General features: G+C 57.7%; 16 protein-coding genes. 8 read left to right on the top strand and 8 right to left on the bottom strand.

Annotation, left to right across the window (positions count from 1 at the left end):
* Positions 1 to 5 precede the first annotated feature (5 nt).
* From NYR50_RS22185 to NYR50_RS22175, 3 genes are read right to left on the bottom strand one after another with little or no spacing between them, the layout of a single operon-like run.
* A complete protein-coding gene (locus tag NYR50_RS22185; protein ID WP_418138054.1) occupies positions 6 to 1943 on the bottom strand; it encodes a glycosyltransferase family 2 protein in 1938 nt (645 codons plus the stop codon).
* Complete coding sequence (gene galE / locus NYR50_RS22180; RefSeq protein WP_174009857.1) at positions 1940 to 2923, bottom strand: UDP-glucose 4-epimerase GalE; 984 nt, start codon at positions 2921 to 2923, stop codon at positions 1940 to 1942. The genes NYR50_RS22185 and galE overlap by 4 nt, the downstream gene beginning before the upstream one ends.
* A 1-nt stretch (position 2924) precedes the next feature.
* A complete protein-coding gene (locus tag NYR50_RS22175) occupies positions 2925 to 3947 on the bottom strand; it encodes a UDP-glucuronic acid decarboxylase family protein (protein WP_174009858.1) in 1023 nt (340 codons plus the stop codon).
* Between the two features lie 392 nt (positions 3948 to 4339).
* Here NYR50_RS22175 and NYR50_RS22170 point away from each other — a divergent pair, with 392 nt between their 5' ends.
* Positions 4340 to 4690 (top strand): hypothetical protein, encoded by a 351-nt coding sequence (locus tag NYR50_RS22170; protein WP_174009859.1) that lies wholly within the window; start codon positions 4340 to 4342, stop codon positions 4688 to 4690.
* A 59-nt stretch (positions 4691 to 4749) separates the two neighbouring features.
* On the opposite strand, the gene NYR50_RS22165 is transcribed toward NYR50_RS22170, so the two are convergent.
* Complete coding sequence (locus tag NYR50_RS22165) at positions 4750 to 5520, bottom strand: helix-turn-helix transcriptional regulator (RefSeq protein ID WP_174010395.1); 771 nt, start codon at positions 5518 to 5520, stop codon at positions 4750 to 4752.
* Positions 5521 to 6421: 901 nt separating this feature from the next.
* Between NYR50_RS22165 and NYR50_RS22160 the strand changes: the two genes are divergently transcribed.
* The 5 genes from NYR50_RS22160 (at position 6422) to NYR50_RS22140 (ending at position 13778) form a co-directional block, all read left to right on the top strand.
* Complete coding sequence (locus NYR50_RS22160; RefSeq protein WP_174009860.1) at positions 6422 to 7387, top strand: fibrinogen-binding protein; 966 nt, start codon at positions 6422 to 6424, stop codon at positions 7385 to 7387.
* Between the two features lie 148 nt (positions 7388 to 7535).
* Positions 7536 to 9557, top strand: coding sequence for a hypothetical protein (locus NYR50_RS22155; RefSeq protein WP_174009861.1), 2022 nt, complete (start codon positions 7536 to 7538; stop codon positions 9555 to 9557).
* A 68-nt stretch (positions 9558 to 9625) separates the two neighbouring features.
* A complete protein-coding gene (locus NYR50_RS22150; protein WP_174009862.1) occupies positions 9626 to 11833 on the top strand; it encodes a type I secretion system permease/ATPase in 2208 nt (735 codons plus the stop codon).
* 8 nt (positions 11834 to 11841) lie between these two features.
* Positions 11842 to 13200, top strand: a complete 1359-nt coding sequence (locus tag NYR50_RS22145) for an HlyD family type I secretion periplasmic adaptor subunit (RefSeq protein ID WP_174009863.1) — start codon at positions 11842 to 11844, stop codon at positions 13198 to 13200.
* 83 nt (positions 13201 to 13283) lie between these two features.
* Complete coding sequence (locus NYR50_RS22140; protein ID WP_080814168.1) at positions 13284 to 13778, top strand: hypothetical protein; 495 nt, start codon at positions 13284 to 13286, stop codon at positions 13776 to 13778.
* Here the strand turns inward: NYR50_RS22140 and NYR50_RS22135 are convergent.
* The 4 genes from NYR50_RS22135 to NYR50_RS22120 form a co-directional block, all read right to left on the bottom strand.
* The gene (locus NYR50_RS22135; protein WP_174009864.1) at positions 13775 to 15043 is read right to left on the bottom strand and encodes an O-antigen ligase family protein; all 1269 of its coding nucleotides are present in this window, start codon (positions 15041 to 15043) and stop codon (positions 13775 to 13777) included. The two genes, NYR50_RS22140 and NYR50_RS22135, sit on opposite strands and share 4 nt — an antisense overlap.
* A 7-nt stretch (positions 15044 to 15050) precedes the next feature.
* Positions 15051 to 16307 (bottom strand): polysaccharide biosynthesis/export family protein, encoded by a 1257-nt coding sequence (locus tag NYR50_RS22130; RefSeq protein ID WP_174009865.1) that lies wholly within the window; start codon positions 16305 to 16307, stop codon positions 15051 to 15053.
* Positions 16308 to 16500: 193 nt separating this feature from the next.
* The gene (locus tag NYR50_RS22125; protein ID WP_006315226.1) at positions 16501 to 17181 is read right to left on the bottom strand and encodes a sugar transferase; all 681 of its coding nucleotides are present in this window, start codon (positions 17179 to 17181) and stop codon (positions 16501 to 16503) included.
* Positions 17182 to 17799: 618 nt separating this feature from the next.
* Positions 17800 to 18348, bottom strand: coding sequence for a cupin domain-containing protein (locus tag NYR50_RS22120; protein WP_006315224.1), 549 nt, complete (start codon positions 18346 to 18348; stop codon positions 17800 to 17802).
* A 146-nt stretch (positions 18349 to 18494) separates the two neighbouring features.
* On the opposite strand from NYR50_RS22120, the gene NYR50_RS22115 reads away from it, so the two are divergent.
* Both NYR50_RS22115 and NYR50_RS22110 read left to right on the top strand, forming a co-directional pair.
* The gene (locus NYR50_RS22115; RefSeq protein WP_418138053.1) at positions 18495 to 19829 is read left to right on the top strand and encodes an aspartate aminotransferase family protein; all 1335 of its coding nucleotides are present in this window, start codon (positions 18495 to 18497) and stop codon (positions 19827 to 19829) included.
* 146 nt (positions 19830 to 19975) lie between these two features.
* Entirely contained in the window at positions 19976 to 21796 is a 1821-nt protein-coding gene (locus NYR50_RS22110; RefSeq protein ID WP_174009867.1) for a methyl-accepting chemotaxis protein, read from the top strand.
* Positions 21797 to 21843 lie beyond the last annotated feature (47 nt).

Genomic DNA, 21843 nt, shown 5'->3' with positions numbered 1-21843 from the left:
CTCCTTCATTGCCCGACCCTATTGTCGGCCAGCAATATTTCTCCAGTTGCCACCGCCGGCGGCGGTGCAACGACAGGCTCCGCCTGCATGTCATGCGGTCCACGCAATACCGGCAGGGCGATGCGCAGTCTCAGACGTACCGACCGCGCGCCTTCCACGCCCGCACCGGCGACCGTAAACCGCGTTTCGGTAAAACTGACATAGGGTTGCCCGTGCGACAGGGCTTCCAGCCCGCCGATCGCATGGGAGCTGAGTTCAGCGGCACTTCCGGCCACCAGCAGCAGGGAACAGGCAGCAGCGCTTGCTCCGCCGCGCAGGGCCGGCAGCTTCGTCAAACCGTTTTCCATTGCATGGCGGATGAGCAGAAACACAGACAGGCCCGCATAGATCGCCACATTGATGGCGGCGAAGATGAAGAAACCCTCCGCCCCGTTTTCCCGCGGCGCCAGAACCATGGAAAGAAGGCTGAGCGCGGCGAGCACCATGTAAGGTGCGACAACCCGCAGCGGCAGCGGCGGTTTTGCCTGCGTGCCCTTGGGCGTAATGCGGAAATCGACGAAATCGCCACGAACAGTGTCCCGTATCGCCGCCAGCACACCCATCAGCGACCAGGGCCAGCGCAGGAACAGGAACACCATGGCTTCCCAGCTGAAAAGTTTCGCATTGTGCGGACGGAATGCGCCCGTGGCCCGCCAGAAGAAGGCAAACACGATAATGATCAGCGAAACCGGCAGGAAATGCGTGAGGAACGCCGGATAGGATGCGTTGACCAACACATGGCCTCGTACCAGCGCAATAACCGGCAGCACGAACATCAGTGCCATGAAGCCGGAGAACAACGGATACCAGAGTTGCGAAAACAGGAACTGTAACTTCAGCCGCAGGGGCAGCTTCGGCACGTAATGCCGCGAATGTTGCAGCAGAATGGTCATCAGACTGCGCGACCACTGGAATTCCTGCACGATGAGGTCGGCAAAAGTCACCGGCCCGTCGCCATGGGCGATGGCGTCGACGGCATGGATGCCGCGCCAGCCGCCGGCATTCATCAGAAGCGTGGTGGAATGATCTTCGGCAAGCTCCGGCCCAAGGCCGCCAACCTCCCGCAGAGCCTTCGTGCGCACCGCATAATGCGAACCGATGCAAAGCGGCGCCCAGCCATTATTGTAGCCCAGCTGCAGTGCGCCATGCAGGCTTGCCTCGGCATATAGCCTGCCACGCGCGGCCCAGCTCTGGTCGGCATTGGCATCACAAATGCTCGGGGCCGAGACATATCCCACAGTCGGATCAGCAAAGGGACGGATGATCTCGCGCAGATAATCCGGTTCAGGCACATGATCGGCATCGAACTGGGCGACGAAATCATAACGCTCGTAACCATAATGATCATAGAAATAGGCGAGATTGCCCTCCTTGCAGCGGGTGCGCCGCGGCCAGGTCTTGCGATGATAGTCGGCAAAGCCCTGACGGGTGGAGACGAAAATGCCGTGCGCTCCACACCATTTCAGTGTGCGCGCATCCGGGGCCTCATCGGCCAGCCAGACGTCGAATTCCAGCCCCTTCTGCTCCAGCATGGCCAGCAGCGTCTTTTCCACCACCGCGAAAGGTTCCGACGGCGCCTTGGTGACAACCATCGCCACCGTGCCCCGTGGCAATGGCGAATGTGGATCGACGATCTTCGCATTCAAGAAGATAAAGATGAAATAGGACGGCAGAAGCGTGATCCAGGCGAGCGTTACCGTGACGACCGTGTAATAGGGCCAGTCGATGATGCGATCACGATCAAGCCACCAGATCCAGAAGTAAGCGAGGGTCACCAGCCAGCCGCCGATGCCGAGACGATAGGCCATGCGGTTCCAGCCGCGGAAAACCGGCTGCATCCGCAGGTCGCGGGCCACAGCGATCGCGCGGGCCGATGGCACTGATGGCGTCGAGTGCGTCTTCATGACCGCACCTCCAGTCCAAAGCCGGGACCGGCCGTGCGGATAATGGTGTCGATATCCGAACGCTTCGGAATAAAGCCCAGCGTCTCTTCCGCACGTCTGATGTCAGCAAAGAGCGCGGGCGGATCGCCGGCACGCCTTGCGCCGAAATGCACCGGCACTTCCTGCCCGGTCACCCGGTGGATCGCCCGGATGATATCGCCGACCGATGTGCCGTGACCGGAGCCGAGATTGACACGCAGCGTCTCACCACCATCCGAAAGGTAGTTGACGGCGGCCAGATGCGCATCGGCGAGATCGCTGACATGGATATAGTCGCGAATGCAGGTGCCGTCGCTGGTGTCGTAATCCGCGCCGAAAACATCGAGTTGCGGCAGCCGCGCGGCGGCGGCCATCAGCGCCCGGGGGATCAGATGGGTCTCCGGTTCATGGCGTTCGTAAAGCTCGCCGTCCGGATCGGCGCCGGCCGCATTGAAATACCGCAGTGCCACGAAACGCAGACCATACGCGGCGGCATAATCCTCCAGCGCCATTTCGAAGATCAGCTTGGTGCGCCCGTAAGGATTGACCGGCATCTGCGCCGTTTCCTCACGGATCGGCAATTGCAACGGCACGCCATAGGTGGCGCAGCTGGAGGAAAACACCAGCCCGCCAATATTCTGGTCGAGACAGGCATCCAGCAGCGACAGGCTGCCGCCGACATTGTTGCGGTAATATTTGCGCGGATCCTCGACGGATTCGCCGACATAGGCGTTGGCCGCACAATGGATGACGAAGGCCGGCGAAAATTCGCGAAGCGTGGCTTTCAACAGGGCGCCATCGAGAATGTCGCCCTCGATGAACGGCCCCCAGCGAACGGAATCCGCGTGACCGGTCGAGAGATTATCGTATGCGATGGGATTGAAGCCGGATTGTGCCAGCGCCTTGCAGATGTGGCTGCCTATGAATCCTGCCCCGCCAGTGACGAGGATTGTACGGGGCATCTCATACGGCCTCCGCCACTTTCCTGCCGGCGAGCAGCGCGTCGAAATAGACGATGGTTTTTTCCAGGCCAATTTCGAGCGGTACACGCGGCTGCCATCTCAGCAGCTCGTTTGCCCGGGAAATATCGGGGCGACGCTGCTGCGGATCGTCGATCGCGGCGGGCAGATGGATGATGCGCGACCGCGAGCCCGTCATGCGAATGACGATATCGGCCAGCTGCCGCACCGGAATTTCTGCGGGATTGCCGAGATTGATCGGTCCGGTGCAATCTTTCGGCTTGGCAGAGAAGCGCAGGAAACCATCGATCAGATCATCGACATAACAGAAGGAACGGGTCTGGCTGCCATCGCCATAAATGGTAATGTCGTCGCCCTTCAGTGCCTGGACGATGAAGTTCGAAACCACGCGCCCGTCATCGGGACGCATGCGCGGCCCATAGGTGTTGAAGATGCGCCCCACCTTGATATCGACGTCGTAGCAACGGTGATAATCAAAAAACAGGGTTTCGGCGCTGCGTTTGCCCTCATCGTAACAAGCTCGCGGCCCGATTGTGTTGACGTTGCCGAAATAGCTTTCCGGCTGCGGATTAACATGGGGATCACCGTAAACTTCCGATGTCGAGGACTGCACGACGGTTGCACCGCATCTGCGCGCCACCTCCAGCACGTTGACCGCGCCGAGCACATTGGTGAGAAGCGTGCCGACGGGATCGCGCTGATAGTCGGGCGGCGACGCCGGCGAGGCAAAGTTGAAGATCAACGAGACATCGAGGTCATAGGGCTTGCGCACATCGTGCTCGACCAGCAGAAACCGCTTATTATCCCGTAAATGCTCCACATTCGCGGTGCGACCGGTCGACAGATTGTCGAGACAGATTACCTCGTGACCGCAACTCAACAGGCGCTCACAGAGATGGGAACCGAGGAAACCGGCGCCACCATTAACGAGAACCCGTTGCCCGGGCCTCCATTCAGAGTAGATGGTGACACCGTTGTCTTGATCGTTGGGAACGAAATTACGCATTACACAAACCTCCCCATAAAGAATCAGCGCGGCTGATTCAACTAAACCGGATCAAACTCCCGATTGCGCGATATCTTGAATATCATCCTCCGGTTTTTACTTCTTCTGGAGGTTTTAATATTCTGATTCGATAAACTTCAACTTTCATGATAGGCGCAGCAAAAAACAGGTCAACTTCATTTTATCGAAATATTACAATTGATTACACAAAATGGCCGAAAATAACCCCTCAATTTAATACTTTTTAACTACGCCTCTATTATGCCTTTCTTATTGAGCATTAGCGCAAGCTTCGCTCAACCAGTCGGGGTTATCCTGGTTTTGTAAGGCTCGGTCCACCGGGTACAACCGCCCGGCGAGATGCGACAGACAGTCGATTTCAGGGGACACACATGACGAATGAAATGCCTTATTCCGATCGCGGCAAAGCAGCCCGCCATTGTCGCTCCGCGCTTGTTGCCGCAGCACTTGTAGCTTTCACCTTCGCGACGGCTTCATGCTCCGTTGTCGAAGACGCCGTTCCCATCAAGACCGCGTCTTCCGATGCTACCACGATCAAGAGCCGGGTTGCTCCGGCGAAGGCGTCCTACGGTTATCAAAAAACGGGCAACGCCGCCGTTACGCTTGTTGCCGATGCTTCGGATACGCCCGCCGTATCACGGCCCGCCTATTCCGGTTCTTCTCCCTATATCTGCTCACCGAGCGGATTCGGGCAGAAATCCCGCTGCTTTCTGAGGCCCTGAGCTTCGGGTAGAAATCTTGGAAGCAACTGGCGTCCGGTCAGCCGGGGCCGGCCTGACGCTCAGTTTTTCCAGCCGGAGACGGTCGCGTTTTCATCCTTGTGGAAGAAGCGCGATGCCGCCTCCGTGCGGTTGCGCACGTTCATTTTCTTATAGATGTTGCGAACGTGAACCTTGACCGTGTTCTCGGACAGATGCAGCCGATCAGCAATGATCTTGTTCTGCGTGCCCTTGCACAAAAGGTCGAGGATTTGCACTTCGCGTGTCGTCAGCGCCGCGACTTCGCTCCTGCTTGCAGCAAGGGCATCGGCACGGTTGGCGATCACAGCGTTGTCCTGAACGCTCTTGCCACTGACGGACGGCGAATAAGGCGTGAGTTTGCCGAGAAGAGCTGCGGGAAAATGCTCCCCACCCTTCATAAGCAGATCAACGGCGGCCATGAAGACATCGAGCCGCAGATTGAGCGGCAGCACGCCATCGATGATACGCATTCCCACCAGGCGCTTCAGCGGTTCCTCGAATTTATCGATGGTTTCGACGACAAGCGCGATCGGCGCATCGGGATGCTTTTCCCGAACTTCCGAGAGAACGGTGTGAAGCCGCTCACCCGACATCCGGTAAGGCAAGACCAGACTGACACTATTACCGTAATCATCGTCGATCTCCGCAGACGACTTTATGCTGACCACCGCGAACGCGGGGAACTTTTTGCCCAACGCCTCCATGAGGCACTCGGAAAACAGATCAGGGTCCGCTATGATCAATAAAGTTCCATTTATAGGAGCAACGGCATTTTTTTGTTTTGCTGCATAATCTGACGTTCCCATGAACATTGACGCCTCCCTAAAGCGCTTACGCATTACATTCTTTTGGTTAAGCAGTTCATCGGGAGCTCCCCCCGGATACTTAGGGGCGCTTCCCGCTTCAGGCCATGTCAACTATCATTAATCACCCGTTAATTAACGTAAGCTAATACGAAAAGCGGTGTAAATAAATGGCCCAAACGGGTTATTTTTTACAATTGACATACAAAATAGATTACGGCGGGATAGAATCATTCATCCTGGAGCCGCAGCAAAACAAGCCCGTCGGAAAAGCTTTCGCTGTGGTTTTGCAATCCGACAAAATATAACTTTTGGTTGATTTCCCTTTACATAGCTCGTCGGCGAACAACGGCGAAGCTGTTTCTTTTCGGGATACGGGCGCTTTCCGGGCGAAATAAACCATCTCTTGAGAAACAGCCCTCCCTGCCCTGCAAAAGCAGGCTTTTTTTCCGTCCGACCGGGTGAACAGACCCCGATCGCCCCCCAGGCGACATATATATTTGGCGTAGGCGCCGATGTGTTTAGCCCGAATTGATATCTAGGAAGCGCAATTTTTCTGCGGCACAGTCTGACCGTCGCTCAACGACGACCGATGAAAAGACATTGCCGGCTATGACGTGTGTTTGAAAACGCCGGTCCCTTTTCAAGAAACATGCAAGCAAAAAAAGACGAAGCCACCGCGCTCCCTGTTGGAGCGAGGAACGGATTTGTGCGCCTTTTTACCGAGTGGTGCACAAGGGCTGAACGACGAGAGCCCGGTCACGGGCCGATACCGAACCGCAGATGATGCGTATCGAGTGCATCTGCAAAACATCAATCCATGTGCAACCCGGGGCAAGCGCGATAAAAATCCCGTTTTAGATGAGAGGGATTTCGAAAGCTGCTCCGAGCTTTTTCGGAGGAAATCGAAATGGGTTACAATCCACAGCCTGCTGGCGACGACATCACCAAGATCGGCGCGCTTTCCGAGGGTTTTGCCAACACCTCGACCAATGACGCCAGCGTCGACGACAGCAATGTCGGTACCGCAAACGGCGAGAACCGCAACAACGACTACAGCAACAACAGCACCGACAACAGCACGAATGTTGACCTCGATGCCAAGATCGATGTGGCTGTCGGCAATGGCGACAACCGCGAAAACGACTACGACTGGAGCTACAGCACCAAATCCTATAGCGACAACGACACATCCACCAAGACGACCACGATCAACGACAATGACACCGATTATGACTGGAGCTACAGCTCCAAGTCCTACAGTGACAATGACACCAACGTGAAGATGGTCACGGATTCGGACAACAAGACCTTCACCTATTCCGACAACGATACGTCGACCAAGGTTTCGACCACGACCGACAGCTTCAATTCCGCCGACAGCTTCTACAAATCGGATGACGACTTCGGCAACATCGCAGGCGTCAAGGATGTCGGCAACCTCGGCATCGCCGGCGGAGATCTCACCTTCAACCTGGGTGACGACTTCTCCTTCACCCTCGACGTCGACAATATCCTCAACTCCTCGCTCAACGGTGATGGCAACGACACGGGCTTCAGCTTGGTGCAGGCCAACCATCTGGCGGATCAGGATGCGGCCTATGACGTCCAGATGCAGAACGGTGGCGCTGAAAACCACCTGAGCGCCAATGCAGGCGACGCCTTTGGCGCCGAAGGCATGGACGGTAAGGGATGGGACCTCAAGGCCGGCGACGACGCAGCAGGTACCAGCACTGCAGATGCATCGGCAATCCTTGCAAATTCCGGCTTCCATCTGGAACTGGTGCAGGGCGCCAACATGCTCTCCAATGCCGTTGACCTCACGATCACAGGCGGTAACTCGCATGTGTCGGATGTCGGTGAAGATCACTCCTGATAATCACCTCTCTACGAAAAGAGCTGCACCGGCACCCGCCGGTGCAGTTCGCGGTTAAAAGACCGGGCTTGGCGAAATGAAGCACCGCCTCTGAGATGCGTGCCCGCCACTCCAGGGTCCTGCCGCGATGTTCAGGGAGGGACCTCCAATGCCTATCGACAGAATTTCTGACATGATCGCGCATTTCATCGGCCTGTTCGACACGGTGATCGAGGAAGCGCGCCTGAGAACAAACTATAGCGAAGGCCCGGCGCATTCCAATCCGGACCGTCTGCCGGACGATGAAGCGGCAAAGCTTCTCGACAAGAACTACGACGTTCCGCTCGAGGATTACGATCCCGGCGTCAAATACCGCGCCGGCTATTATGATTTTGACTATATCCGGCCGAATTTTGTGCGCCCTGTCGAATACGACGTGCAGCAGTTTGAAAATTCCGTACCTGTCGATATTTCCGCCGCCAATTTCCGCTTTCCAGGTCGTTCCTCCTTCGAGGACGAGCGTGAACTGGTAATTCATACCGGCCCCGGTTCGGTTATTGCCCATGTCTCACAGGTCAACCTCCTCCAGGATGACGATTATCTGAACATGACGGATGGCCCCAATGTGGCCCGCGACACGAGTTTCGTGACCCAACGCACCGTCGAGTTCTACAATGAGGCATCCGTCTTCACGCCTTTTTCCGGTTTCCAGCGCACTGACAGTTACGACGCACTGCAGGCGCTCGCCAAATCCGCCCATGACTACATCGAGCACGCCCGTGAAAACGACGTCACCTCGCTTGGCACCGGTGCCCACCAGGATTTCGTTCTGGCGGGTAACGATATCAACGGCCTATACATCAACGGCGTGGCAGCCAGCGAAAAGCCTGTTCTTGACGACTACATGCCCGATCGCGGTATCGCCAAGCCACCGGAGGAGCCGGAAAAGAGCGATGTGCCGCTGCATGAGGACAGCCCCGCCGGGAACAGCCTTGATGTGGCCGCAGGCGCCAATGTCGTCGCCAACATCGCCACTCTGATCAACACCGGCGTCATGACTTCGGTGACGGCGGTCATGGGCGACTACCGCCAGATCGACGCCATCACCCAATCCTATATCTATAGCGACCGGGACGAGATTTCGTCCGTCTTCACCCGCTCCGAAGATCAGGCCGAGACAGCCGCCTACAACATCGCCAGCTTCCAGCGAAGCGTCTTTCCGGGTGCGGAACATACCGCAGCGGACAGCCATGAGACGGGTGAACCGCCGGTATTCCCGACAGCCTGGCGTGTCAGCGTATTGGAGGGCGATGTCTCCTTCGTCCACTGGATCGAACAATATCAGTTCGTCAGCGACAACGACACGATGACGATCACCACGTCAGGTGCGAGCGTCAGCGTGCTCACGGGCGGCAATGCCGCCCTCAACATTGCCAATTTCCTCGGCATCGGCATGCAGTACGATCTGCTCATCGTCGGCGGCAATGTGCTGGACATGAACATTATCAGCCAGATCGCCGTGCTCTACGACAATGACTGGGCGCGCGCCAATCACGATGCGCCTGGTGGCGCGACCATTCAATCCGGCAACAATCTGCTCTGGAACGACGCGACCATCCACAATGTCGGCGGCAACGACCGTTTCGAGACCATGCCGGACTATATGCCTCAGACGGTGAACGCGATCAACGAGCGTGACCCGAACATGCCGGACGCGCTGGCCCATGATGTCAACTTTGCCGGCTATCAGGGATTGAACGTCCTTTTCATCACCGGCAATCTTTATGACGTCAGCATCATCAAACAGGTGAGCGTACTTGGCGATTCCGATGACGTGACCCAGGCCGCGTCGAAGGTTCTGGAAAACAACGATAACGCCACCGTTCATATCGATACCGGCAGCAACGCCGTGATCAATCTGGCGCAGATCATTGACTACGATAATTTTGGCCCCACCACCTATGTCGCCGGCGGCGTTTATTCCGATGCCATCCTGATACAGGGCGGCATCATCGAAAACGATATGTCGCAGCCCGCCCATCCAAGCCAGCTCGCCAATGAGGTCATCGCCTTTCTGCACGACGACCCCGCAACCATCGAAAACGAATCCGACGGGGTCATCAATGCCGGTCACGACATGTCGTGGTCAAACGCCCATTCATCCGACGTCATGCAAGCGGTCACCGCATAGATCTTGCCGGCGGCAAGGCTGCCAGTTGGACCGCAGATACCGCAAGATTATCGAGGGGACCGATATAAATGGATCATATTTCAAGAAAAATCATTGCCGACGGACGCTCACTCGACTTGCCGCTGGATCAGGAGGCAGAAGATAGCAAACTGACGGATGCCTGTATTTCAGCCATCAACGAAGCGGTTGAAAACCTGCGGCAATTGTCCCGCGCCGATGAAACGCCGAAGGCCGCCGCGCCCGTCACGGCGAATGCAATCTCACAAACCTCCCAGCCGACTGCTCAGCCTCCGCAAATGCGGGATGTTCCGCAAATAGAGCCTGAGGCCCGGCCCGCCCGTCATCCCGAGCCTGCCCAGGCACCGACAGCCAAGACCGACAACGCTGAGCTGAAAGCTGCTCCCGATCTGCCTTTCGTCAAGACCATCGACAATAATGACGGGCCGATCCGCGAAAATGAGCGCAGGCCCGTTACCGGCGGCGGCGGCAATGGCAAGGATCCGGAGGATCGTGGCGGTGGTGGTGGCGGCGGTGGAAGCCATAGCGGCTTCCATAAGCGCAGCGAACCGATCAATTTTGCCGCTAGCCTCGCCAAGGGTATCGCTGCGGTCAGACGAAACATGGTGGTGGTGATGTTGTTCACCGTCGCGATCAACATCCTGCTGCTCGCCATACCGCTTTATCTGTTCCAGATTTCCGACCGTGTGCTGACGAGCCGCTCCATGGACACCCTTATCATGCTGACGGTCGCCGTTCTCGGCGCCGTTCTGCTGCAGGCCTTCATGGATGCGATCCGCCGCTTCATCCTGATGCGCACCGCCGTCGAACTCGAGGTGCAGCTCGGAGCGCCGATCCTCTCCGCCGCCGCCCGCGCCTCGCTCCATGGCAGCGGCAAGGACTACCAGACACTACAGGACCTTCAGCAGCTGCGTTCGTTCCTGACATCGGGAACCCTGATCGCCTTTCTCGACGCGCCGCTGATGCCGCTCTTCATCGTGGTGGTCTATCTCGTCCACCCGCATCTCGGCATCATCATCATGGTTTGCTGTGTGGTGCTTTTCGGCATTGCCTGGCTGAACCAGCGCTTCACTGCACGGCAGTTCTCCGAAGCCTCGGGTTATCTCAGCCGTGCCAATTTCCACCTCGATTCCATGTCGCGCAATTCGCAGATCATCAACGCGCTCGCCATGATCCCCGAAGCCGTGAAGATGTGGGGTCGCGAAACCGCCGGTTCCCTGAAATCCCATGTGGCGGCGCAGGACCGCAACATCATGTTCTCGGGCGTTTCCAAGGCGGCGCGCATGGTCACCCAGATAGCGCTTCTAGGCTGGGGTGCACATCTGTCGCTATCAGGCGAATTGACGGGCGGCATGGTTATCGCAGCCTCCATCATTTCCGGCCGAGCGCTGGCCCCCATCGAAGGCGCGATCGAAGGCTGGCACCAGTTCAACAAATCCGCCGCCTCTTACGGCCGCATCAAGCAGCTTCTGATCAATTCGCCGCTCAACTTCCCCCGCCTGCGCCTGCCCAATCCGGAAGGGCGTCTCGATGTGGAGCGTATCCTCTTCGTACCGCCGCCGCAGAAGAAGGTGATTTTGAACGGCATTTCCTTTTCGCTGAAAAAGGGGGAATCGCTTGCCATCATCGGCAATTCCGGCTCCGGCAAGACGACGCTCGGCAAGATGCTGGTGGGGTCCATCCTGCCCACCTCAGGTAATGTCCGTCTCGATCTCATGGATCTGCGCAACTGGGACCAGCGGCAGTTCGGTGAAAGCATCGGTTATCTGCCGCAGGACGTGCAGCTTTTCCCCGGCACCATCAAGGCCAATATCTGTCGCATGCGCGACGATATCGAAGACCGGCAGATTTACGAAGCTGCGGTGCTGGCCGATGTGCACGAGCTGATCGCCGGTTTCCCGCAGGGTTATGAGACCGTCGTCGCCGCCGATGGCGCGCCGCTCTCCGGTGGCCAGAAACAGCGCATCGCGCTTGCCCGTGCCTTCTTCGGTGATCCCAAATTCGTGGTACTGGACGAGCCGAACTCCAACCTCGACACGGCTGGCGAACAGGCGCTGGCCAAGGCACTGCTGCACGCCAAGAAACAGGGCATCACGACAGTCACCATCACCCAGCGGCCGGCGCTGCTGCAATGCGTCGACAAGATCATGGTGCTGAAGGACGGATCAGTCGCCATGTTCGGCGAAAGGATGGACGTGCTGAAGGCGCTTTCCGGCAATGGCCGCCCGGCCGCCCAGTCGCCGCAGATCGAGGGTTGAGGATCATCATGTTCACGAAGAAAAACGCCGTCACCGAAGTCAAACCCCAGGGCCAGCTGGAATGGTACAGCGAAGTGCCTCGCTCGATACGGCTGCACAGCTCGATCGGTCTTGCGGTGCTGCTCGCCTCGTTCGGCGGTTTCGGATATTGGGCCGGCACCGCGCCGCTCTCCTCTGCCATCATCGCCCAGGGCAGCTTCGTCGCCACCGGCAACAACAAGGTGGTTCAGCATCTGGAAGGCGGCATCATCAAGGAAATGATGGTCAGCGAAGGCGATACGGTCAAGGTCGGTGACGTTCTTCTGACCCTCGACAAGACGACGGCGCTTGCCAATGAACGCATGTTCCAGTTGAGGCGCCTTCGCCTCGAAACCATCGTCACGCGTCTGCGCGCCGAAGCCCAGGGTGAAAAGAGCTTCAAGGTGCCCGATATCGTGATGAAGGAAGCAAGCGATCCCGATATCAAATCCATCATCCAAAGCCAGAACGTCGTGTTCCACAGCAAGATCGTCAAGCTGGACGAGCAGCTGAATCTGATCAACAAGAACATCAAGTCACTGGAGTTCCGCTTTGCGGGCTATGACGGTCAAAAACAGTCCTTCGACCGGCAACTGGCGCTTTTGACCCAGGAACGGGATTCCAAGGAAAGGCTCGCCAAGGATGGCGTCATCCGCAAGACAGATATGCTGGCGCTCGAACGCGCCATTGCCGACGCCATGGGCGATATCGCCCGGCTGACCGGGGAAATGAACCAGAGTGAGGCGGAAATCGCCAAATTCAAGCAGGAAGCGGTTATTGCCGTCAACGCCAACAAGCAGGCGGCACTGGATGCGCTGGAAATCGCGGAATCCGATCTCGACAGCGTGCGTGAACAGGTGCGCGGCGCGGCCGAAGTGCTGGAACGCACCGTCATCCGCTCCCCGGTCAACGGCACCGTGGTGCGCGCCTATTACCATACGCCGGGCGGCGTCATCACGACAGGCAAGCCGATCATGGAAATCCTACCGGCCCATGTTCCGCTTATTCTTGAAGCGCAGGTGCTCAGAACCTCCATCGACCAGTTGCATGAGGGTCAGACCGCTGCAATCCGCCTCTCCGCACTAAACCGCCGCACCACGCCGGTTCTGAACGGCAAGGTTTTTTACGTCTCGGCCGACAGTATTGAGGAAAATGCCGGTCTGCAGGTGAAGGACGTCTATATCGTGCGCGTGCAGATCCCCGACGAGGAGATCGCCAAGGTCCATAATTTCCATCCCGTGCCCGGCATGCCGGCCGACGTTCTGATCCAGACCTCGGAGCGCACTTTCTTCGAATATCTGACCAAGCCCATCGCCGACAGCATGTCGCGCGCTTTCAAGGAAAGATGAAGAAATAACAGTGGCATACACTGTCAATCCCGCGCCGGTCGGCATATGATGCCAGCATAGTTCCGATGGGTAGGAGAAGCGGCATGGCGGTGATGTCAGATGTATTGCTGCTGGTCGGCAGGCTTAATTACGTGTGGACCAACACGGAAAGCCTGATGATCTATATCATCGTCCATCTCCTGAAGGTGGAGAAGGAAGCGGCCATCGTCGTGTTCCTGACGCTCAATACCACGCGGGCGCGCATGGATCTGATCGAGCGCCTGGCGAAGCTTCCCTCCACCGATGCGAAGGACCGCAAGACCATTCTCTCCATCATGGCGCGGCTGAAAAAGGAAGCGAGGACGCGCAACAAATATAATCACTGCATCTACTCCTTCGATGAAAAAGGCGAGATCGCCAGCACGCAATTGATGCGCCTGGTGGAGGATGACAGTCAGGTGCGTTACGGCAAGGTCGAACGCATGGACGAGAAGGAAATCGAGCACCTCGAAAAATCGATCGCCGATATCGTCGCGGTCAGCAAGGACATGTGGAGTTTCATCCACGCCAGCCCGCATGTTTCAGCGGATTATCTCTAGGCTCTCGTCTGCGACCGCATGCCGATAGCCGGGTGAGTTTCCCCATCCTGCGCCACCTTCACCGGCAGGCACAGTTTCCCCGCCGCGAAATAAAGCAGGAACGAGCCGATCTGGTAAGGGAAGATGATGTCGATCTCCACGAAGGAACGCACGACGAACAGCGCGCAGATCGAAAACAGGATGACACCCTGCGGATCGCTCTTTCGCATCAGCACCGAGCGCAGATGGCCGAGCAGCGTTCCGTAGAGCACCATGGCAAGCAGAAGCATGCCGACGAAGCCGTTTTCCACCACCGTCTCGATATAGGTATTATGGAAATGGAAACCGCTGCGGCCGGTGATGAAGAAATCATTCCACAGCCGTTCGGCATCGGCAAAACCCACCACCCAAAATCCCTGATAACCGACACCGAAGACGGGTGTCTGTTTTGCCGCCTCGATGCCCTGCTGCCAGAGATAGGTGCGGCCGGTCAGCGTCGAATCCTTGCCGAAAATGCCGAGGATGGCGTCGAGCAGGCCGAATTGCAGAGAGGCGACCACTAGTAGTGCGCCAAGGCCGCCAAGCGCAAAGAACGTCATCTTGCGATTGGCAGGCGATAACATGCCGATTGGGATGAAACCGATGATAAGGGCCACCACCGCTGCGGTAGTAATTGCGGATGTCGCCGATTGCGACGCGATGAGGCTATAGGCCGATAGAAGCCCGGTAACGCCGGCGATCGGCAGCCAGATGCCCCTTTGTTTCAGAACCAGAACCGAGGAAGCGGCGAAGATGACGCCGAGCGAGGCGTAAAAGCCAAGCTGGTTCTTTGATGAAAACGCACCAACAAAACTATAGGTACCGTCAAGCGCATCGAAGAGATAGATACCGAACAGCAGCGAATAGAGCAGAACGAGAGTGATGCCGATCAATGCGCCGCGCGTCAGCGTGCTGATCGAGATCACCCGCATGGCGATCAATGCGCAGACGATATGCGTCATATATTGGATCGAGGCGCGCATGGTCACCGAGGCGGCTTCCGACCAGAAACTGGACAGTACGGTCAAAATGCCGAAACCGAATATCCAGAGATACCGCGGATAATTGCCGAGCACACGCCGGTAATCGACCACGACAAGCGGTAGCCACAAGCCATAATAGGCCAGAACCGAAACCATTCCGAAGCGCGACGAGTAGGCGAAAACGAAGAATGACAGCGCGATGGCCGCCATTCCGTAAACCTCGTTGCATTCAGGGTCGATCAGCGCCGATTTGGCGATCCGCATAAAAACCTCACTGCATCAGGATTTCAGACGAGACCTTGATGACGTCGCCGGGCTGGAGAAGTGTGTTTTCATCCACCTTCTGCTCCTTCGGCTTGCCATTCTCGTCGCGCACCACGACGTAGCTGATGGTCGCGGACTTGCCCGAGGGATCGAACCGGATCGCCTCGGCCGATTGCGCCAAAGCTTCCGACATCAATTCGCGGCTGGTGGTCAGCTGCAGATTGAGCTTGTCGAGTTCCGCTTCAGTGTCCTGCAATTCCTTGGAGCGCTGAGCCACCCAGTCGTTGCGCAGGTTGATCTCGTCCTGGGTCGCCTTGTTGATGTCCTGCTTGGCGCGCAGCGACTGCGTGTCGATATCGAGCAGGGTGGATTCCACCTCGGCCGCCCGCTCTTCCGCGGAAATACGCCGCTGCGACAGTGCAAGCCCCTGCTCGTTCAGCCGGTTGACGCGGTCGCGATCCTCATTGGCGAGCTGGAGCTGGCGGTTCTGGGTTTCCGATTTTTTCTTGAGCGATTCCACTTCGCTTTCCAGAAGCGCGTGCAGGTCCGTCAGTGCCTTGAGCTGGAGGGTGTAACGCTCGGTGCGCGATTTCATCAGCGCGCTTTCGCTGGCCAGAAGCGTATCGATCTCGGTGATCTTTTCCATTTCCGGTGTCTTGGTGATCGCTTCATCACCGTTGACCTCGGCGATCAGCCGCGCCTGGCGGGCGAGCAGCCTTGCCCGCTGGTTGTCGTAGACGGCGGCGTCACCGCGGGCATTGATGAAGTCGCGGGCAAAACGCTGCCCGGCGTCGGAACGGCGCAGACCGCCGGCAAGGCTCACGGCTTTCAGCACGGTGAGATTGGCGGCATAGGGATATTCACCCGGTGTCTGCACATCGCCGCTCAGGAAAATCGGGCGGAACTGGGCGATCTCGACGGAAGCCGACGGCAGGTTGCGAAGGGCGAACTTGCTCTGAAGCTGCGCGCCGATCTGATCGCTGACTTCGGAGGGCGTCTTGCCGGCAACATCGAGCTGGCCGATGAAGGGCAAGGACAAGGTGCCTGATGGACCGACGGAATAATCGCCGTTGATGACATCCCAGTTGCGGATGCTGCCATCGGCCGGTTGCCATTCGGCAACGCGGATGCGCAGCTTGTCTGCGGTGCCGAGCTTGTATTGTGCGCCTTCCGCAGCCAGTGCGGACAGAGGCGCGGCAAGAGCAACGGAAGCGGCAAGGACGAGAGCCACAAACGGGCGGTGGGCGGCAAAAAGGCCGTTCATCGGGAAACTCCCTGTTAGCGGATCGCCGCGCGGGCGATCAGGCCGTCGCGCAACCGGGCAAGGCCGGTCGCGCAGCGCCGCAAAAAGCGGCCGGTATTGTTAGCACCAATAACGCACCCGAAGACCGGACTTGGGATCCCGGTCGGGTGCGTGTCGAAAAGAAGATCGATAAAGCCGAACTCAATATCGGTTTTCAGTAGCTTCCGCGTGACATGCACACGGCGGGAATGGTCTTGACGATGATGAACACATCCTGGCGCATCGACCAGTTCTGGACATATTGCGTGTCAAAAGCCACGCGGGTTTTATAGGATACGTCGTTACGGCCGCTGATCTGCCACAGGCCGGTCAGGCCAGGACGGGTGCTGAGATAATAAGCGGCAGCGTTTTCGTAATAGCTCAGCTCCTCGTCAACGACGGGGCGCGGGCCAACCACGCTCATTTCACCGCGGATGATGTTGAGAAGCTGCGGCAATTCGTCGAGGGAGAGCTTGCGCAGCACGGCACCAACAGCGGTAACGCGCGGATCGTTCTTGAGCTTGCGGGTCGCGCGCCATTCCTCGGCGGCTTCCGGATTGGCGGCAAGATATTGCCGCAACATTTCATCACCGTTCATCGCCATCGTCCTGAATTTCAGGCAATGGAAATAGCGGCCATTATGTCCCACACGCCGGTGACCGTAAAAGATCGGACCGGGATCGGAGAGTTTCACCAGGACGGCGATCAGCAGGAAAATCGGGCTGAAGATGAGCAGTGCAAGCGCAGCCGATGTCATATCGAAGCTGCGTTTTGCAATGCCCCCGATAGGAAAACTGACATCGAAGTCTTCGGAGCTGCTGAGTGTCTGTTCAGCCGATTGGGTCGCGGACTTCATAGAGAGAACTCCATTTATGTTTTGCGATTGGTCGGTGCCCGGAGGCGCGTCTTTCCGTCTAAAAGAGATAACAAGTCTGTGTTCGGAATTTGATGCTAATGGATTTTTTGTAAGGCACATTGCCCATGACCGTCTATGCGATTTCTTGCGCGAGCGGCTGATCAACGCCCGGGCAATATTAACGGTTGCATAAAAAAGCAACAAATGCGCCGATGGCCATGTGTTCAGAGCATGGGTAGTCCCGCGCCATGTATTGGGTTTTGGACCTTCGGCGGTCTTTTCTTATATGTTTCTTATGACTTGGGCAGATGGGACAGGAACGCCAAGAACAGGCATCTGTCGAAAAGACTATTAAAGTTTTTTGCATCGCAGCAAGATTTTGGCAATGCATATAAAATTTGACATATTGGCTGGTATTTTTTGCCCGCCATTGCCGCTACGCCAATAAAAAGCGATGGAAAAATCGCAAGGAGGGCGCAAAGACGGCAAAAGCGTGGCGAGGAACCGCATTCCCGTCATAGCAGCCACGCAAAATTGCCGTAGCTCATGGCGCTTTTTCTTGGGCCGGCTGGATTTCACCCTATCAGCGGTGCCACAAACCACCGGATATGGCGGGAATCAGAAGGTCGGTGGCGTGCAGGCACTGATCACTTCGCAGGGCACCGGACCGACACAGCGGAAGCGGTGCGGCCTTCGGCTTTCGAAATAATAGGCATCACCGGGGCCAAGCACCCGCCTCTCCTCATCGACAGTCACTTCCAGACGCCCTGAGAGGATGATGCCGCCTTCTTCGCCATCGTGAACCAGCGGAACCTTGCCGGTATCGGCGCCCGGCTGGTAACATTCCTTCAGGATTTGCAGGCTGCGGCCGAAGACATTCTCACCCACCTGCCGGAAGGAAATCGGCCCCTTGCCGATTTCAACCAGTTCATCCGCCCGGTAAAAGGCCTTGCGGCTGGTTTCCGGCTCGAAGGCGAAAAACTCGGCAAGACCGATCGGTATGCCGTCGAGAATGCGTTTCAGCGCGCCGACGGATGGGTTCGACGTGTTGCTCTCAATCAACGAAATCGTTGAATTGGTGACTCCCGCACGCCGTGCCAGTTCGCGCTGGGAAATATTGTGACGCAGCCGCAAATGACGCAAACGTCCGCCTAAATCCACCGACATGCGCAAGCCTCCGTTGCCCTTGTTCGAAATATCGAAAACTTGCCTCTACGCCTATAACATTTTCAATAGCTTGGCCAAGGGAAGAAAAGGGCTTGTTCGGTGGCCAAAATAGCTTTCAATCGGCGGCAACGAACAGGAGAACCGTTATGGACAACCCGGGCCGATCCAATTCCACCTCACTCGACAGCTACTGGATGCCATTTACCGCCAACCGCCAGTTCAAGGCCAATCCCCGCCTGCTGACGAGTGCCGAGGGCATGTATTACACCAGCAATGACGGCCGCCAGGTTCTCGATGGCACGGCAGGCCTGTGGTGCGTTAATGCCGGCCATGGCCGCCAGCAGATCGCCTCCGCCGTCAAGCATCAGCTTTCGACCTTGGATTATGCGCCCTCCTTCCAGATGGGCCACCCCGTCGCGTTTGAATTTGCCGAACGGCTGGCGGAAATCGCGCCGGGGCCGGAAGGCGGCAAGCTCGACCGCGTGTTCTACACTGGCTCCGGTTCGGAATCGGTCGATACGGCGCTGAAGATCGCCATCGCCTATCAGCGCGCCATCGGCCAAGGCACCCGCAGCCGCCTCATCGGTCGTGAGCGCGGTTATCATGGCGTCGGTTTCGGTGGAATCTCCGTAGGCGGCCTCGTCAACAACCGTCGGGTTTTCCCGCAGATCCCCGCCGATCATCTGCGCCATACCCATGATCTTGCCAGAAACAGCTTCGTGAAGGGCCAGCCCGAGCACGGCGCGGAGCTTGCCGACGATCTGGAGCGGCTGGTCGCTCTGCATGGCGCGGAAACCATCGCCGCCTGCATCGTGGAACCCGTGGCGGGCTCCACCGGCGTACTGGTGCCGCCGAAGGGTTATCTGGAGCGCCTGCGTGCGATCTGTGACAAGCACGGCATCCTGCTGATCTTCGATGAGGTCATCACTGGTTTCGGCCGCATGGGCTCTTCCTTTGCCAGCAACTATTTCGGCGTCACGCCTGACATCGTCACCACGGCCAAGGGCCTGACCAATGGCGCCATCCCCATGGGCGCCGTCTTCACCAGCCGCAAGGTACATGATGCCTTGATGCACGGCCCGGAAAACCAGATCGAGCTGTTCCACGGCTATACCTATTCCGGCCATCCGGTCGCCTGCGCCGCCGGCATTGCGACCCTTGATATCTACCGCGATGAGGGTCTCTTCAACCGCGCCGCCGAATTGCAGGATGCCTGGCACGACGTCATCCATTCGCTGAAGGGCGCGGCGAATGTCATCGACATCCGCACCATCGGTTTCATCGCTGGCATTGAACTGCAGTCGCGCGAAGGTGCTGTCGGCGCACGCGCCTATGATGTGTTTGTGGATTGCTTCGAGCGCGGCCTGCTCATCCGCGTCACCGGCGACATCATCGCCCTGTCGCCGCCGCTGATCGCCGAGAAATCCCACTTCGACGATATCGTATCCATTCTGGGCGACGCGCTGAACCGGGCCGCTTAAAATAGACTCTGCTAATATAGAAAAGGCTGCAATAGAATTTGCAGCCTTTTTTTTGACTTCAATCAAAAAAACTAGAGAAATAGACCATTCATTAAACATGATAGACTATCTTTCCGCAGTATAACCATCCAAGCGGGAACGTCCACATGGCATCGATTAACAAAAAGATCATATTTGTAAGTGCCGCGATATTTTCTCTCACGGGAAGCGCCGTGGGCATCGGCATATGGGCGACGGCAACGCTCAACACAAATAGCGCCGAGGTATCTCGCTCCGCCGAAATTCTTCACAACCACATGCGCGCCGACATGATGCACGATGCATTGCGGTCGGATGTGCTGGCAGCCATATTGTCGGCGAACGCCAGTGTCGGCATCTCCTACGAGGCCGTAAAGGCGGATCTCGCGGAACATGAAGCGATCTTTCTCGAGGCACTGAAGGACAACGAAGTTTTGTCTGAAGGAACGGCAGCGAAAGCGGTTATCGAAAGTGTAGAGAAACCGCTGCTGTCTTACATCGACGTTGCGAAAAAGGTTGTTTCTCTTGCAAGCACCGATCCGGATGCTGCGGTCAAACTGGTGCCGGACTTCATGCGGCAATTCAGCGTTCTCGAAACGACGATGGAAAAAGCCAGCGAGCAGATCGACGCCCTTTCCAGTGCAACTCTGGCCGAAAGTGAAAAGGCGAAGAACAGTATCGATTTTCTTTTGAGAGGACTTCTGCTGCTTTCAACCCTTTTCTGTGCGGGTCTCTTCCTCCTCACCCGTAAATCGGTCATCGCGCCTTTGCTGCAACTGTCGAAGAACATGGAAACGCTTGCTGGCGGCGATACCACGCAGGTGCCCTCCGGCACCGGTCGCAAAGACGAGATCGGGTTGATGTCCCGTGCCGTGGAGATTTTCCGGCAGGCGGCCATCTCCAATAAAGCGCTGGAAGCACAGGCTGAAGATGCGCGTCAACGCGCGCAGGCGGACCAGGAGACCGCCAGACGGGAAGCGGAAGCCGATGCCGCGGAACGACTGCGGGCCGCAACATCAGGACTGGCGGCAGGGCTGAAGCGCCTGGCATCCGGAGACCTCGCCTTCCAGCTCGACCAACCCTTCGCCGCGGATTTTGAAGCGCTGCGCCACGATTTCAACAGTTCTGTAAGGCAACTCGCGGAGACCCTGGTTTCCATCTCGGCAGGCATTGGAACCATAGACAGCAACAGCCAGGAGATTGCGGCGGGCGCAGGCGAGCTGTCGCGCCGCACCGAAAATCAGGCGGCCTCGCTTGAGCAGACGGCAGCGGCGCTTGAGGAAATCACGGTCAATGTCGCAAACGCGAACACACGCGCCACCGAAGCGCGACTGGCCGCCACCGACGCCAATCAGCGCGCCCTGCGTTCGGTCGAGGTCGTCAGCCATGCTGAAGAGGCGATGCGCCGGATAGAAGAGGCCTCAAAACAGATCGCCGGCATCATCAGCGTTATTGATGAAATCGCTTTCCAGACCAATCTTCTGGCACTGAATGCCGGAGTGGAGGCAGCGCGCGCCGGTGAAGCAGGCAAAGGCTTTGCCGTGGTGGCGCAGGAGGTCAGGGATCTCGCCCAGCGCTCTGCCAAGGCAGCCAGTGAAATAAGAGGGCACATCCGCCAGTCCAGCTCGGAAGTCGAAGGCGGGGTCAAACTCGTGCTTGATACGGGAGCGGCGCTCAAGGACATCAGCGAGCGGATCGCCGGCATCGATCGACACATGAATGCCATCGCCACCTCGGCATCAGAACAATCCACGGGTCTTGCCGAAATCAATGCAGCGGTAAACTCCATGGATCAAAGCACGCAGCAGAACGCCGCAATGGTCCAGCAATCGACCGACGCCTCGGCCATGCTCGCCAGCGAAACGGCCAAGCTGCGCGCGCTGGTTTCCCGTTTTCGCCTCGAGACCGGCGAAGATGAAAGCCGCGGGCGGGTGCGCCGTGTGGCGTAGCCGTAACATCAAAAGCCAGGCCTTTTGTTGAAAGATCGCACCGGTAG

It is taken from the genome of Agrobacterium sp. El2ro-1b (genome assembly GCF_048298475.1).
Lineage (GTDB): Bacteria > Pseudomonadota > Alphaproteobacteria > Rhizobiales > Rhizobiaceae > Agrobacterium > Agrobacterium fabrum.
This window is presented reverse-complemented; position numbering and strand designations above follow the sequence as displayed.

Bases quoted from the DNA above. Each gene is read 5' to 3' on its own strand.
- NYR50_RS22185 (WP_418138054.1), bottom strand. From the start codon at position 1,943: ATGAAGACGCACTCGACGCCATCAGTGCCATCGGCCCGCGCGATCGCT.
- galE (WP_174009857.1), bottom strand. From the start codon at position 2,923: ATGCCCCGTACAATCCTCGTCACTGGCGGGGCAGGATTCATAGGCAGC.
- NYR50_RS22175 (WP_174009858.1), bottom strand. From the start codon at position 3,947: ATGCGTAATTTCGTTCCCAACGATCAAGACAACGGTGTCACCATCTAC.
- NYR50_RS22170 (WP_174009859.1), top strand. From the start codon at position 4,340: ATGACGAATGAAATGCCTTATTCCGATCGCGGCAAAGCAGCCCGCCAT.
- NYR50_RS22165 (WP_174010395.1), bottom strand. From the start codon at position 5,520: ATGTTCATGGGAACGTCAGATTATGCAGCAAAACAAAAAAATGCCGTT.
- NYR50_RS22160 (WP_174009860.1), top strand. From the start codon at position 6,422: ATGGGTTACAATCCACAGCCTGCTGGCGACGACATCACCAAGATCGGC.
- NYR50_RS22155 (WP_174009861.1), top strand. From the start codon at position 7,536: ATGCCTATCGACAGAATTTCTGACATGATCGCGCATTTCATCGGCCTG.
- NYR50_RS22150 (WP_174009862.1), top strand. From the start codon at position 9,626: ATGGATCATATTTCAAGAAAAATCATTGCCGACGGACGCTCACTCGAC.
- NYR50_RS22145 (WP_174009863.1), top strand. From the start codon at position 11,842: ATGTTCACGAAGAAAAACGCCGTCACCGAAGTCAAACCCCAGGGCCAG.
- NYR50_RS22140 (WP_080814168.1), top strand. From the start codon at position 13,284: ATGGCGGTGATGTCAGATGTATTGCTGCTGGTCGGCAGGCTTAATTAC.
- NYR50_RS22135 (WP_174009864.1), bottom strand. From the start codon at position 15,043: ATGCGGATCGCCAAATCGGCGCTGATCGACCCTGAATGCAACGAGGTT.
- NYR50_RS22130 (WP_174009865.1), bottom strand. From the start codon at position 16,307: ATGAACGGCCTTTTTGCCGCCCACCGCCCGTTTGTGGCTCTCGTCCTT.
- NYR50_RS22125 (WP_006315226.1), bottom strand. From the start codon at position 17,181: ATGAAGTCCGCGACCCAATCGGCTGAACAGACACTCAGCAGCTCCGAA.
- NYR50_RS22120 (WP_006315224.1), bottom strand. From the start codon at position 18,348: ATGTCGGTGGATTTAGGCGGACGTTTGCGTCATTTGCGGCTGCGTCAC.
- NYR50_RS22115 (WP_418138053.1), top strand. From the start codon at position 18,495: ATGGACAACCCGGGCCGATCCAATTCCACCTCACTCGACAGCTACTGG.
- NYR50_RS22110 (WP_174009867.1), top strand. From the start codon at position 19,976: ATGGCATCGATTAACAAAAAGATCATATTTGTAAGTGCCGCGATATTT.